This window comes from Pseudomonas fildesensis (genome assembly GCF_001050345.1).
Classification (GTDB): domain Bacteria; phylum Pseudomonadota; class Gammaproteobacteria; order Pseudomonadales; family Pseudomonadaceae; genus Aquipseudomonas; species Aquipseudomonas fildesensis.
The window spans coordinates 163,223-176,009 of the sequence record NZ_LFMW01000012.1; the positions used below are offsets into that span (position 1 = coordinate 163,223).

At 61.4% G+C, this 12,787-nt stretch carries 12 protein-coding genes; 6 read left to right on the forward strand and 6 right to left on the reverse strand.

What is annotated here, in order from left to right:
• Nucleotides 1-407 precede the first annotated feature (407 nt).
• The 3 genes from ACR52_RS17945 to ACR52_RS17955 all read right to left on the reverse strand — a co-directional run bounded on the left by ACR52_RS17945 (nt 408) and on the right by ACR52_RS17955 (nt 2,434).
• Nucleotides 408-587: a hypothetical protein gene (locus tag ACR52_RS17945; protein ID WP_048727127.1), complete on the reverse strand. Its 180-nt coding sequence runs from the start codon at nt 585-587 to the stop codon at nt 408-410.
• A 134-nt stretch (nt 588-721) separates the two neighbouring features.
• Nucleotides 722-1,471 (reverse strand): enoyl-CoA hydratase-related protein, encoded by a 750-nt coding sequence (locus tag ACR52_RS17950; RefSeq protein ID WP_048727130.1) that lies wholly within the window; start codon nt 1,469-1,471, stop codon nt 722-724.
• Nucleotides 1,472-1,501: 30 nt separating this feature from the next.
• Nucleotides 1,502-2,434, reverse strand: coding sequence for an iron-sulfur-binding ferredoxin reductase (locus ACR52_RS17955; protein ID WP_048727132.1), 933 nt, complete (start codon nt 2,432-2,434; stop codon nt 1,502-1,504).
• 314 nt (nt 2,435-2,748) lie between these two features.
• Between ACR52_RS17955 and ACR52_RS17960 the strand changes: the two genes are divergently transcribed.
• From ACR52_RS17960 to ACR52_RS17975, 4 genes are all read left to right on the forward strand, one after another.
• Nucleotides 2,749-4,272: a fumarate hydratase gene (locus ACR52_RS17960; RefSeq protein WP_048727135.1), complete on the forward strand. Its 1,524-nt coding sequence runs from the start codon at nt 2,749-2,751 to the stop codon at nt 4,270-4,272.
• 194 nt (nt 4,273-4,466) lie between these two features.
• Complete coding sequence (locus tag ACR52_RS17965; RefSeq protein WP_048727137.1) at nt 4,467-6,233, forward strand: ATP-binding protein; 1,767 nt, start codon at nt 4,467-4,469, stop codon at nt 6,231-6,233.
• Nucleotides 6,227-7,552: a sigma-54-dependent transcriptional regulator gene (locus ACR52_RS17970; protein ID WP_048727139.1), complete on the forward strand. Its 1,326-nt coding sequence runs from the start codon at nt 6,227-6,229 to the stop codon at nt 7,550-7,552. The genes ACR52_RS17965 and ACR52_RS17970 overlap by 7 nt, the downstream gene beginning before the upstream one ends.
• Nucleotides 7,553-7,848: 296 nt before the next feature.
• Nucleotides 7,849-9,168: an MFS transporter gene (locus tag ACR52_RS17975; protein ID WP_048727142.1), complete on the forward strand. Its 1,320-nt coding sequence runs from the start codon at nt 7,849-7,851 to the stop codon at nt 9,166-9,168.
• Between the two features lie 65 nt (nt 9,169-9,233).
• Here the strand turns inward: ACR52_RS17975 and ACR52_RS17980 are convergent, their stop codons facing one another.
• Entirely contained in the window at nt 9,234-9,989 is a 756-nt protein-coding gene (locus ACR52_RS17980; protein WP_048727144.1) for a COG4705 family protein, read from the reverse strand.
• A 194-nt stretch (nt 9,990-10,183) separates the two neighbouring features.
• Here ACR52_RS17980 and ACR52_RS17985 point away from each other — a divergent pair, with 194 nt between their 5' ends.
• Nucleotides 10,184-10,816, forward strand: a complete 633-nt coding sequence (locus ACR52_RS17985) for a flavin reductase family protein (protein ID WP_048727147.1) — start codon at nt 10,184-10,186, stop codon at nt 10,814-10,816.
• Between the two features lie 37 nt (nt 10,817-10,853).
• Here ACR52_RS17985 and ACR52_RS17990 read toward each other — a convergent pair whose 3' ends face one another.
• Together ACR52_RS17990 and ACR52_RS17995 are read right to left on the reverse strand one after the other, a co-directional pair.
• Entirely contained in the window at nt 10,854-11,102 is a 249-nt protein-coding gene (locus tag ACR52_RS17990; RefSeq protein ID WP_048727149.1) for a hypothetical protein, read from the reverse strand.
• A gap of 43 nt (nt 11,103-11,145) precedes the next feature.
• Nucleotides 11,146-11,487, reverse strand: a complete 342-nt coding sequence (locus tag ACR52_RS17995) for an antibiotic biosynthesis monooxygenase family protein (protein ID WP_048727150.1) — start codon at nt 11,485-11,487, stop codon at nt 11,146-11,148.
• A gap of 328 nt (nt 11,488-11,815) precedes the next feature.
• Between ACR52_RS17995 and ACR52_RS18000 the strand changes: the two genes are divergently transcribed.
• A complete protein-coding gene (locus ACR52_RS18000; protein WP_048727152.1) occupies nt 11,816-12,745 on the forward strand; it encodes an AraC family transcriptional regulator in 930 nt (309 codons plus the stop codon).
• Nucleotides 12,746-12,787: the final 42 nt, after the last annotated feature.

The window sequence follows — 12,787 nt, forward strand, 5'->3', positions numbered from 1 at the left end:
CCCCGCCATTCACATGGCGGGGCTTTTTGCTTTCTGATGTGATGGGACCGTGCGACTAAGCCACTGCCACACACACCTGAAGCATTTGCCCCTTATTGAAAGTCGGATCGGGTTTGCCCAAGCCATCCCGTTTCACCAGGAAAAGGCACTTACTCTCCTCCTGCCGCGTGCCAGCCCCTACTAACGCAATAGTCGAGTCAGCCCGAATGCTCATAGCACCCACGTGCAGGTTGCCGAGCACATAAACGCCCTTATCGGCAAACCCCTCGTCTGCCTTGCCAGCGACATCAAACCGACAGACCAACCCCTTGGGGGTTGCGTCGCTGATATTCCCAGCCACTACTATTTTTTCATCAGGTTGCCGACACAACGCGCTCGGCATTATGGGTCGCCCGTCATGTTTCAATTCAAGAAAGCCTAGCGAGCCGAAATCCGTATCCCGCAATCCGGCTTTTCGTGAAGCTGGCACTCAGCGCCTTGGCTTGACCGTCTTCCATCTTGAGCAGCAAGACACAGCCTTGCTCACCGAACGAAAGATCCAACTCCCCACCATGATGCGCAGTTACGACAGAGTCGCGAGTATCCATTGCAGCCTCCCTGACGATCGAACAAACGAACGCTTGAACAACCAGCATACGGAGGCTGGAAAGGTCATATAACTGTCAGTTGTCACAGTTATCCATATTGAAATCGTCTATAAGAATCAACCCAACAAGCAACTTCACCGCTTACTGATAAACCCAGACAACGCCGCAATCGCCTCCGGCGACTTCAAACGCTGAATAAACAACCCACCCTCCTCCTCGATCACCCGGCGCAACTGCTCGCGATCAACGCTTTTCATCAGATGCTTGCTGACCTGCACCGCGCCCGGCGCCAGGGTTTCGAACCGTCCGGCGACTTCCCGCGCCTTGGCCAGCGCCGCTTCGCCGCTGCCCAACGCCTCGGTAGCGATCCCCCACGCAGCCGCCTGCTCACCGGTAAAGCCTTCGCCCAACAGCAACAACTCCGCCGCTTTGGCATGCCCCAACAAGCGCGGCAGGATCAGGCTGGAGCCAAATTCCGGACACAGCCCCAGGTTGACGAACGGCATGCGCAACCGCGCATCCCGGCTGACGTACACCAGATCGCAATGCAGCAGCAGTGTGGTGCCGATGCCCACTGCCGCACCCGCCACTGCGGCGATCACGGGCTTGCGGCAGTTGAGCAGGCTTTTCATGAAGTGAAAGGGCGGGCTGTCGAGGTCGCTGGGCGGCTGTTCGAGGAAGTCGCCGATGTCGTTGCCGGCGGTAAAACAGTCGCTGCTGCCCTGGATCAGCACGGCGCGGATGTCAGCATCCGCATCCGCCTGCTCCAGCGCCTCGGCCAGTTGGGTGTACATGGCTCGGGTCAGGGCGTTTTTCTTGTCGGGGCGATTGAGCTGCAGGGTCAGCAGCCCACGTTCGCGTTGCTGCAGGATGGCGTCGGTCATGGCGAATCTCGCGGCTGGAAAATTCAGCGCTCAACCACGCGGCAGGAACACGTCGGCCAGCAGTTGATTGCGCGGCAATCCCGCCAGGAACAAGCGCTTGGAGAACGCCTCGACGCTGACGGGGTGCCCGCAGAGTAAGGCCAGCGTTTGCCGGGAAACAAGCCGCAGTTGCGCCAATGCCTGGGTCAACTCAGCCGCGGTCCATAGTTCCACGGTGAGGTTCGGATGGCTCGCAGCCAACGCCGCCAAGGGCTGGGCCAGGTAATGACCGCCGGCATCATGGGCCAGGTGAATCACGCGGATAGCGCCCTGGTGATCCTGGCGCAAGGCCTCGCGCAACACCCCCCACAACGGGCCCAGGCCTGTGCCGGATGCGAGCAGCCACAGCGGTCGGGATTGCCAGTCGGGATCGTATTGCAGCGCCCCGCCGCGCAACTCGCCCAGTCGCAGGTGATCGCCTGCCTGCAACTGTCGGGCAATGTCGCTGAATTCGCCGGGATGGCGGCAATCGAGGTGAAACTCAAGAAAGGGATCTTCCTGGGGCAAGCTGGCCAACGAGTATGGACGCGCCACAGTCCCCGCCCACAGCACCAGATGCTGGCCCGCCCGGTAACGCAGGCCACGCTCCGGTTCAACGCGCAGGCGCAATACGTTTACGCTCAGCCAGTCGGTGCTCACCACCTTGGCCGGCAAACCGTCGCGCGTCGGATCAAACGTTTCGACCTGCACATCCGCAATCACCTGGCACTGGCACGCCAGGCGCCAGCCGTCCTGGCGTTGCGCCGGGCTCAGGGCGTCGGGTTGTTTGTCCTCGACCTCACCCTGGCAACGTACCAGGCAGGCGTGGCAACTGCCCGCCCGGCAACTGTAGGGCACGGCCACACCCGCCTGATTCAAGGCATCCAGCAGGTTACTGCCGGTGGATACCGACCAGTGGCGTTCACCGACGTGCATTTCAGGCATAAAACTATTCAACTGTAGGAGCGAGCTTGCTCGCGAAGGTTGCTAACGATAACGCGAGCTGCCTGACGAAACCCACCAGATTCACGTTTTTTCGCGAGCAAGAACTGGGCGTCCCCCTAGCGCCTACGGTGAATGGGGCGAGGCAATCATGACCATAGTCGGGTGTATCGGCCACCGCGTCGGGTTATACTGCCGCGCCTTTTTAGCGTCGCGCCAGCACCATACGGCGTGCCTGTGGAAGGTGGTTTCAGCCGACCGATGCACACCACTGAAGCCACCTTTATTGAATGTTCCCTTATAGAGGAGCGCGACTCATGACCGTGATCAAGCAAGACGACCTGATTCAGAGCGTTGCAGACGCCCTGCAATTCATTTCCTATTACCACCCCGTTGACTTCATCCAGGCGATGCACGAAGCCTACCTGCGCGAAGAATCGCCAGCAGCTCGTGACTCAATCGCTCAAATTTTGATCAACTCGCGCATGTGCGCCACCGGCCACCGCCCGATCTGCCAGGACACCGGTATCGTTACCGTGTTCGTGCGCGTGGGCATGGATGTACGCTGGGATGGCGCCACCATGGGCCTGGACGACATGATCAACCAAGGCGTGCGCCAGGCTTACAACCTGCCGGAAAACGTCCTGCGCGCGTCGATCCTTGCCGACCCGGCAGGCGCGCGTAAAAACACCAAGGACAACACCCCGGCCGTGATCCACTACTCCATCGTCCCGGGTAACACCGTGGAAGTGGACGTGGCGGCCAAGGGCGGCGGTTCCGAGAACAAGTCGAAAATGGCCATGCTCAACCCGTCCGACTCGATCGTCGACTGGGTGCTCAAGACCGTTCCGACCATGGGCGCCGGCTGGTGCCCACCGGGCATGCTCGGCATCGGTATCGGCGGCACCGCCGAGAAAGCCGCAGTGATGGCCAAGGAAGTGTTGATGGAATCCATCGACATCCACGAGCTGAAAAAGCGCGGCCCCTCCAACCGTATCGAAGAGATGCGCCTGGAGTTGTTCGAAAAGGTCAACCAACTGGGCATCGGCGCCCAGGGCCTGGGTGGCCTGACCACCGTGCTCGACGTGAAGATCATGGACTACCCGACCCACGCCGCTTCACTGCCGGTGTGCATGATCCCCAACTGCGCCGCCACCCGTCACGCGCACTTTGTGCTCGACGGTTCGGGCCCGGCGTCGCTGGAAGCGCCATCGCTGGACGCCTACCCGGAAATCGTCTGGGAAGCCGGCCCGTCGGCCCGCCGCGTCAACCTCGACACCCTGACTCCGGAAGACGTACAAAGCTGGAAGCCGGGCGAAACCGTGTTGCTCAACGGCAAGATGCTCACCGGCCGCGATGCTGCGCACAAGCGTATGGTCGAGATGCTGAACAAGGGCGAAACCCTGCCGGTGGACCTCAAGGGTCGCTTCATCTACTACGTCGGCCCGGTTGATCCGGTGCGCGAAGAAGTGGTTGGCCCTGCGGGCCCGACCACCGCGACGCGGATGGACAAGTTCACCCGTCAGATCCTCGAGCAAACCGGCCTTTTGGGCATGATCGGCAAATCCGAGCGCGGCCCGACTGCGATCGAAGCGATCAAGGACCACAAAGCCGTGTACCTGATGGCCGTGGGCGGCGCCGCCTACCTGGTGGCGCAGGCCATCAAGAAGTCGCGCGTGGTGGCCTTCGCCGAACTGGGCATGGAAGCGATCTACGAGTTCGACGTGAAAGACATGCCGGTCACCGTGGCGGTGGACAGCAAGGGCGAATCCGTCCACATCACCGGTCCTGCCATCTGGCAGAAAAAGATCAGTGAAAGCCTGGCGGTAGAAGTGCAGTAAGCACCTCTGACTGAAATAAAAAGGCGACTGAGGCGATAAGCCCAGTCGCCTTTTTATTGCCTGCTGATTCCCTTGTGGCAAGCGGGCTTCCTGAAGTGCACAGCAAGCCCGCCCTCCACAGGAAGCCCGCTCGCCACAAGATCCAAGCCGCACATGGTATGGTGCTCCCCCTTACTGCGCCTGCTCATCACCGTATGATCGTGATCCCTCGCCCCCTGCGCCTGACCTTCTACTCACTATTGATCATCGCCGGTGCGGTGCTGGCCGCCGCCTTGGCCACGCGCCATGCCGAACGCCAGGTGCTGGTGGACGACGCCGCTCGCGCCAATCAGCAGTTGGCGCTGTATGCCAACTCACTGCACACCCTGATCGAACGCTACCGCGCCCTGCCCGCCGTGCTGGCCCTGGACTCAGAGATGATCAGCGCGTTGAAAGGCCCGCTGGATGCCGCCACCCAGGACGTGCTCAACCGCAAGCTGGAGCGCATCAACGGCGCCGCGCAGTCTTCAACCCTGGAACTGATGGACCGCACCGGCCTGGCCGTGGCAGCCAGCAACTGGAACCTGCCCAGCAGTTACGTCGGGCACAACTACGCTTTTCGGCCGTATTTCAGCCAGACGCTGAGCCAGGGCACCGGGCGCTTTTATGCGGTGGGGGTGACCACGGGCATACCGGGTTACTTCCTTTCCAGCGCGGTGGTCGATGAACATGAGCAGTTCCTCGGCGCCATGGTGGTCAAACTGGAGTTCCCCGAACTGGAGCGCGAGTGGGCCCAGGGCAATGACCTGCTGCTGGTCAGTGACGCGCGCGGCATCGTGTTTATCGCCAATCAGCCGGGCTGGCGTTATCGCAACCTGCGGCCGTTGTCGGCCAGCGACCTGGCCGAACTCAAGGCCACCCGCCAATACGACAAGAAACAACTGCAATCGCTGGACACCCTGCCCTTGCAGCGCTTCGACGAAAACAGCCATTTGATGCGCGTCAATGGCCCCGACGGCAACGCCAACTACATCTGGGAATCCCTGCCGCTGAAAGCCGAGGGCTGGACCCTGCACCTGCTGCGCAAACCCCAGTTCGCCTTTGAAGACCAACGCAACGCCGGTCTCGCCGCTGCCGGTTCCTGGCTGGCGCTGGTGTTCCTGGTGCTGTTCCTGACCCAGCGCTGGCGCCTGGCCCGCTTGCGTCAGCGCAGCCGCGAAGAGCTCGAACAGCTTGTGGAGGAGCGTACCCAGGCGCTGCGCACCGCTCAGGACGGCCTGGTGCAATCGGCCAAGCTGGCGGCGCTGGGGCAGATGTCCGCCGCCCTCGCCCATGAGATCAACCAGCCGCTGACCGCCCAACGTATGCAACTGGCCACCCTGCGGCTGTTGCTGGACCACGGCCGCGTGGACGACGCCTACAAGGCGCTCACGCCGCTGGACGACATGCTCACACGCATGGCCGCGCTGACCGGCCACCTCAAGACCTTCGCCCGCAAAAGCCCCAGCGGCCTGCGCGAACGCCTGGACCTGGCCACGGTGGTCGACCAGTCGCTGCACCTGCTCGACGCGCGGTTGCGTGATGAAGCCATCGGCACCGTGCTGGACCTGACCCGCCCTGCCTGGGTACGCGGCGATGCCATTCGCCTGGAACAGGTACTGATCAACTTGCTGCGCAACGCCCTCGACGCCATGGCCGACAAGCCGCGCAAACGCCTGGAAATCCGCCTGCATGCCGACGAACAACTGTGGCAACTGACCGTCAGCGACAGCGGCGGCGGCATTGCCGATGAACACTTGAACAGCGTCTTCGACCCTTTCTTCACCACCAAGCCGGTGGGTGACGGCCTCGGCTTGGGGCTGGCGGTGTCCTACGCTATCGTGCACGAATTGGGCGGACGCCTGATCGCCGGCAACCGTGGCGACGGCGCGGTATTTACCCTGACCCTGCCTATCGCGCTGGAGACGCCCGACCTATGTTGAACGCGGTGATTGTGGTCGATGACGAAGCAAGCATTCGCACGGCCGTCGAGCAATGGTTGAGCCTGTCGGGGTTTGCGGTGCAGCTGTTCAGCCGCGCCGAGGAATGCCTGACGCACCTGCCCAAGGACTTCCCCGGCGTGATCTTGAGCGACGTGCGCATGCCCGGGCTCAGCGGCCTGGAGCTGCTCGCCGAAGTGCAGCGGCGCGATGCCGATTTGCCGGTGATCCTGCTCACCGGCCACGGCGATGTGCCGATGGCCGTCGAAGCCATGCGCGACGGCGCCTACGACTTCCTCGAAAAACCCTTCAGCCCGGAGGCCCTGCTCAACAGCCTGCGCCGAGCCCTCGACAAGCGCGGGCTGATCCTGGAAAACCGCCGCCTGCACCAACAGGCCGACCATCGGATGCAGCTGGAGTCCAGCTTGCTGGGCGTGTCTCGTGGCCTGCAAAACCTGCGGCGCCAGGTGCTGGACCTGGCGACGTTGCCGGTCAACGTGCTGATCCGTGGCGAGACCGGCAGTGGCAAGGAGCTGGTCGCCCGTTGCCTGCATGATTTCGGACCACGGGCGAAAAAGCCTTTTGTGGCGCTCAACTGCGCCGCGATCCCCGAGCAGCTATTTGAAGCCGAGCTGTTCGGCCATGAAAGCGGCGCCTTTACCGGCGCCCAGGGCAAGCGCATCGGCAAGCTGGAATACGCCCACGGCGGCACCTTGTTCCTGGATGAAATCGAAAGCATGCCGCTGGCCCAGCAGGTGAAACTGTTGCGGGTGTTGCAGGAGCAGAAGCTGGAACGGCTCGGCTCCAATCAGAGCATTCATGTGGACTTGCGCATCATCGCCGCCACCAAGCCGGACCTTTTGGAAGAGGCCCGCGCCGGGCGTTTTCGTGAAGACCTGGCGTATCGGCTGAACGTCGCGCAACTGCGCCTGCCGCCCCTGCGCGAGCGCCGCGAAGATATTCCGTTGCTGTTCGATCACTTTGCCCACAGCGCCGCCGAGCGTTTGGGCCGCAGCGTTGAACCGCTGAGCGGCGCACAGTTGGGACGCCTGCTCAGCCACGACTGGCCGGGCAATGTGCGCGAACTGGCCAACGTCGCCGAGCGCCAGGTGCTGGGCCTTGGCGAGTCGGAGCCGGAAGGCATCGAAGCCGGGCAATCGTTGGCGGCGCAACAGGAGGCGTTCGAGGCGCATTGCCTGAAAGCCGCGTTGACCCGGCACAAAGGCGATATCAAGGCGGTGCTCGCGGAGCTGCAACTGCCCAGACGCACCTTTAATGAAAAGATGCAGCGCCATGGGTTGGCCCGCGACACATTCCTCTAACCCGATCGTTCCCACGCTCTGCGTGGGAATGAATTCTGTGACGCTCCGCGTCACGCTTTTAAAAGCAGACGCAGAGCGTCCAGGGCTGCATTACCACGCGGAGCGTGGGAACGATCAAGGTCAGCGTAGGCGGATTTCCGCTCACGGCCTTCATATCGTCAGCGACTTTCCGCTCAAAAAAAAGTTGTAACCCTTCTATTCCGGGCCTTCATCTAACTGGCACAGCTCCTGCTATAGCCCCAACCAGGCTGTGCTTGAGCACGCTCCACAAAAACAATTAGATGAAGGATCCTTCAATGGATAACTCCAACACCTTGCCTCTGGGGTCGGCGGCTGCGCCTGCGCAGGTACGCACCACCTCCAGCCGGATCAAATCGATCTTCAGCGGATCAGTCGGCAACATGGTCGAGTGGTACGACTGGTACGTCTACGCCGCCTTCTCGCTGTACTTCGCCAAAGCCTTTTTCCCGAAAGGCGACACCACCGCACAACTGCTCAACACCGCCGCGATCTTCGCCGTGGGCTTCCTGATGCGCCCGATCGGCGGCTGGTTGATGGGCCTGTACGCAGACCGCAAAGGTCGCAAGGCCGCGTTGATGGCCTCGGTACTGCTGATGTGCTTCGGCTCGCTGGTCATCGCCCTGAGCCCGGGTTATGAAACCATCGGCGTCGGCGCACCGATCCTGCTGGTGTTCGCCCGTCTGCTGCAAGGCTTGTCGGTCGGTGGCGAATACGGCACCTCGGCCACTTACCTGAGTGAAATGGCGACCAAGGAGCGTCGCGGTTTCTTCTCCAGCTTCCAGTACGTGACCCTGATCTCCGGCCAGCTCATCGCGCTGGCGGTGCTGATCGTGCTGCAACAGACCCTCACCACCGAGCAACTGTACGACTGGGGCTGGCGTATCCCGTTCGCCATCGGCGCCCTGTGCGCAGTGGTCGCGCTGTACCTGCGTCGCGGCATGGAAGAAACCGAGTCGTTCACCAAGAAGGAAAAAGCCAAGGAAAGCGCAATGCGCACCTTGATGCGTCACCCCAAGGAACTGATGACCGTGGTCGGCCTGACCATGGGCGGCACCCTGGCCTTCTACACCTACACCACCTACATGCAGAAATACCTGGTGAACACAGTCGGCATGAGCATCTCCGACTCCACCACCATCTCGGCGGCGACGCTGTTTCTGTTCATGTGCCTGCAACCCCTCGTCGGCGGGCTGTCGGACAAGGTCGGCCGCCGGCCAATCCTGATCGCCTTCGGCGTCCTCGGCACCCTGTTCACCGTGCCTATCCTCACCACCCTGCACACGGTCCAGAGCTGGTGGGGCGCGTTCTTCCTGATCATGGCGGCGCTGATCATCGTCAGTGGCTACACCTCGATCAACGCAGTGGTAAAGGCTGAACTGTTCCCGACTGAAATCCGTGCGCTGGGCGTCGGCCTGCCGTATGCCTTGACCGTGTCGATCTTCGGCGGCACCGCTGAATACATCGCGCTGTGGTTCAAGAGCATCGGCATGGAAACCGGCTACTACTGGTATGTGACCGCATGTATTGCGGTGTCGCTGGTGGTCTACGTGACCATGAAAGACACCCGCAAGCATTCACGGATTACTACGGACTAACGGTTCGCCAGCCACAAAAAAAGGGGCTGTGTCAGTAAATGACACAGCCCCTTTTTTCATCGGGATCAGGACAGCTCTGCGGCCGCCTGACGCCCATACCGCCGCTGCGCATACGACGCCCCGGCAATCATCAGCACCAGTACCGCCGCCAACACCGCCGACGAGCCGATAGTGCCGAAATCCAGCCCGCCCTTTTCATGGGGTTTAGTCAGGAAATCGCCCAGGGTCGCGCCAAACGGCCGGGTCAACACAAACGCCACCCAGAACAACAGCACCGAGGAGATTTGGGTGAAGTATTTGAGGGCCACCACGACCGCAATGGTCGAGCCGATCAACAGCGCCCCACCGGCGAAACCGAGCCCCGAATCATCCGCCAGGAAGTCGCCCAAGGCGGTGCCCAGAGTGTTGGAGAACAGAATCGCCATCCAGTAGAACAGCTCGCCCCGGAAGGTCTGCACCTTGTTCACGTTCAGCGAGTCACCGCTGAGGTGCCACAGCGCAAAGATGATCATCAGGATCACGATCAGGATCATCGACCCCGCGGCGTACCCAAGGCCCAGGGTGCGGTCCATGAAGTCCGACATCGTGGTGCCGGCGGTGCTGGTGGACAGGATCACGATCCAGTACAGCACCGGGTTGTAGGTTTTCGACCAGAGTTGCGTCACCAGGGTGACCAGGAACACGCTGATCAGGATCATCGAGCTGATGGCGTAACCGACATTCAGGGTCATCGACAGCAAGTCACCGGCGGTTTCGCCCAGGGTGGTTGCGCAGATTTTCATGACCCAGAACGCCAGGGTGATCTGAGGAAGTTTGTTCATAGGGTGGGAAGGCTCCGAAGCTCAGTCTGTCAATGGGCCGACTTATAGGGGGTGTCGACCTTGCGCGCAGACTGAACGGGGCGCTGTGAAAAATAGGTGGGCGTTGAATGAAAATTCCATAGGCTGATGGAAATTCGCTGTCATGGATTGCACTATGACTGCCTCCCCGCCACCCGCAGCAGGAACCCCGGCCCATGTCTGACGATATCCACTTCTACGAACCCGCCAACGGCCACGGCCTGCCACACGACCCGTTCAATGCCATTGTTGGCCCACGGCCGATCGGCTGGATTTCGTCACACGACAACGAGGGCCGCCTGAACCTGGCGCCCTACAGTTTCTTCAATGCGTTCAACTACATTCCGCCGATCATTGGGTTTTCCAGCGTCGGGCGCAAAGACAGCCTGAACAACATTGAACAGACCGGCGAGTTTGTGTGGAACCTGGCCACCCGTCCGTTGGCCGAGCAGATGAACCAGAGTTGTGCCGCCGTCTCACCAGAGGTGAATGAGTTCGAGTTGTCCGGCCTGACGCCGGTGGCCTCGAAGATCGTCGGCGTACCGCGGGTGGGTGAGAGCCCGGTGTCGTTCGAGTGCAAGGTGACGCAGATCATCCAGTTGCAGCGCGCCGACAAGCAGTTAGTGCCAAGCTGGCTGGTGCTGGGCGAGGTGGTCGCGGTGCACATTGCCAAGTGGCTGCTCAAGGATGGGGTCTACGACACCGCCGCCGCCGAGCCGATTTTGCGCGGCGGTGGCCCGGCGGATTATTTCCAGGTGGGGCCGGAGGCGCTGTTCAAAATGTATCGCCCGGGCGCCACAAAGCCCTGACTGGAAATACAGTCAAATGTGGGAGGGGCGGCGTTCGTTAGTTTGCGGCAGTTGCCCAGGTGAGTTGGCCTTCTTCGTCGACGTCAACCAACCGCCCCAGTTGCTGGGCAGCCGCATCGTCAGCGTCATCGGCGGTCTTGAAGGTCTGTCCATCAAGGATCTTGTGAAAGCGCGGTGCGCCCATACCATCCAGTGCCTTGACGGCGATGGCGGCGCTGTAGCCACCCTCATCTTCACGCACCAGGGCGGAAACGGCTTCGTGGTGGGCAAACTCTTTACGTGCCATGTTGCAGGTCCTGGCCAATGGGAAAGGCGGCCATTCTAAAGCACTAACCCGCCAGTTGCAGGTACTCGCCGTAAGCATTGACGGCGGACGCATCGGTGAAGGTCTGGAAGTCCATGCTACGAACGACCCTATCGTTCAACAGCTCGGTGAAGATCATCAGGGCAGGCGAATTGAAGTAGGCACTCATCGCCTGCTCGCTGCTCCAGAAACCCGAGACCAGCCATACATCGGGGTCCGACTGGGAATGCTGCAACGAGAATTGCAGGCAACCCTGAGCCTCGCGGCCCGGTTCGATCAAACTGCTCAAGCGTGCACCGAGTTCGGTGCTGCACCCGGTGCGGGCGCGGATGAAGGCCATATGGCTCGCGGGAATGGGGGTGGACATGTTCGACTCTCCCGTTGAGAAGTGATGCTCGGCAAGCACTGTGAGGGCGTGTTGCCACAGGATCAAAGATAACGGCGCCGCTGTGGGCCTGGTTAGTCGATTCCTGCAGGCTTATTGCACAATCCTGCGAAAAGCGTAGATAGGACGTTTGGCTCGCAGGTTTTATTCCATGCGCAATCGCCGTGTTTCAGGCAGATGACAGCCCCTACGCTTGCCTGATTCGCAACGTGTCGCAGGATCAGGCAAGGATTGAGCAGAATCGACATAACACTGTTTGAAACACCGCCACTAAGCTGAGCCCATCGTAAAAGCATTCAGAGGACGCTCCATGTCGTCGCCCGAACAACACGCCATGCCCCTTGATGCTGATATGGAAAAGCAGCGCGCCGAACTGGCCAGTATTGTCTGCCGCCATACCTGGGAAGAGGGTTCCTACGGTACGGCGATCACCTCGCTGTTCCTCAACCGCCACAACACGCCACGGGATTTCATGCCGGTGCTGGTGGAGCCCGCCCTGTGCATCCTGGCCCATGGCCGCAAGGAAGTGCGCCTGGCGGATGAAGTGTTTGCCTATGACCCGCTCAATTACCTGGTGTTTTCGGTGTCGATGCCGGTGGCCGGGCGGATCATCGATGCCACGCCGGAGGACCCCAACCTGTCGATCAGGATCAACATCGACCCGGCACAGCTCACCGCGCTGATCGCAGAGGCCGGGCCGATGGGTGTGCCGTCGCGCCCAACCTCCCGCGGGATGTATGTCGACCGCATCGACACCCAACTGCTCGACGCCGTGCTGCGCCTGACGCGCTTGCTCGACACGCCCAAAGACGTGGCAATGCTGGCACCGTTGATCAATCGCGAAATTCTTTACCGTTTGTTGCGTGGCCCGCAGGGCTATCGGCTGTATGAAATCGCCGTGGCCAACAGTCAGAGCCATCGGGTCAGCCAGGCGATCAAGTGGCTGAACAGCAACTACGAACAGCCGCTGCGCATCGACGACCTGGCCAAGGAAGTCAACCTGAGCGTCTCGACCCTGCACCACCGCTTCAAGGCGATCACCGCCATGAGCCCGCTGCAATACCAGAAGCAACTGCGCTTGCAGGAGGCGCGACGGTTGATGATCGCCGAAGGGCTGGAAGCGTCGGCGGCGGGGTATCGGGTGGGGTATGAAAGCCCGTCGCAGTTTAGCCGGGAGTACAGCCGGTTGTTTGGGGCACCGCCCTTAAGAGACCTGGCGCGTCTACGCCAAAGCGTCTGACACACGGGGAATCAAAATGTGGGAGGGGCGGTGCGACGATTC

Coding starts and splice junctions, on each gene's coding strand:
- ACR52_RS17955 (WP_048727132.1), bottom strand. CDS start 2,434: ATGCCTGAAATGCACGTCGGTGAACGCCACTGGTCGGTATCCACCGGC.
- ACR52_RS17965 (WP_048727137.1), top strand. CDS start 4,467: ATGATCGTGATCCCTCGCCCCCTGCGCCTGACCTTCTACTCACTATTG.
- ACR52_RS17950 (WP_048727130.1), bottom strand. CDS start 1,471: ATGACCGACGCCATCCTGCAGCAACGCGAACGTGGGCTGCTGACCCTG.
- ACR52_RS17980 (WP_048727144.1), bottom strand. CDS start 9,989: ATGAACAAACTTCCTCAGATCACCCTGGCGTTCTGGGTCATGAAAATC.
- ACR52_RS17975 (WP_048727142.1), top strand. CDS start 7,849: ATGGATAACTCCAACACCTTGCCTCTGGGGTCGGCGGCTGCGCCTGCG.
- ACR52_RS17960 (WP_048727135.1), top strand. CDS start 2,749: ATGACCGTGATCAAGCAAGACGACCTGATTCAGAGCGTTGCAGACGCC.
- ACR52_RS17990 (WP_048727149.1), bottom strand. CDS start 11,102: ATGGCACGTAAAGAGTTTGCCCACCACGAAGCCGTTTCCGCCCTGGTG.
- ACR52_RS17985 (WP_048727147.1), top strand. CDS start 10,184: ATGTCTGACGATATCCACTTCTACGAACCCGCCAACGGCCACGGCCTG.
- ACR52_RS17995 (WP_048727150.1), bottom strand. CDS start 11,487: ATGTCCACCCCCATTCCCGCGAGCCATATGGCCTTCATCCGCGCCCGC.
- ACR52_RS17970 (WP_048727139.1), top strand. CDS start 6,227: ATGTTGAACGCGGTGATTGTGGTCGATGACGAAGCAAGCATTCGCACG.
- ACR52_RS17945 (WP_048727127.1), bottom strand. CDS start 587: ATGGATACTCGCGACTCTGTCGTAACTGCGCATCATGGTGGGGAGTTG.
- ACR52_RS18000 (WP_048727152.1), top strand. CDS start 11,816: ATGTCGTCGCCCGAACAACACGCCATGCCCCTTGATGCTGATATGGAA.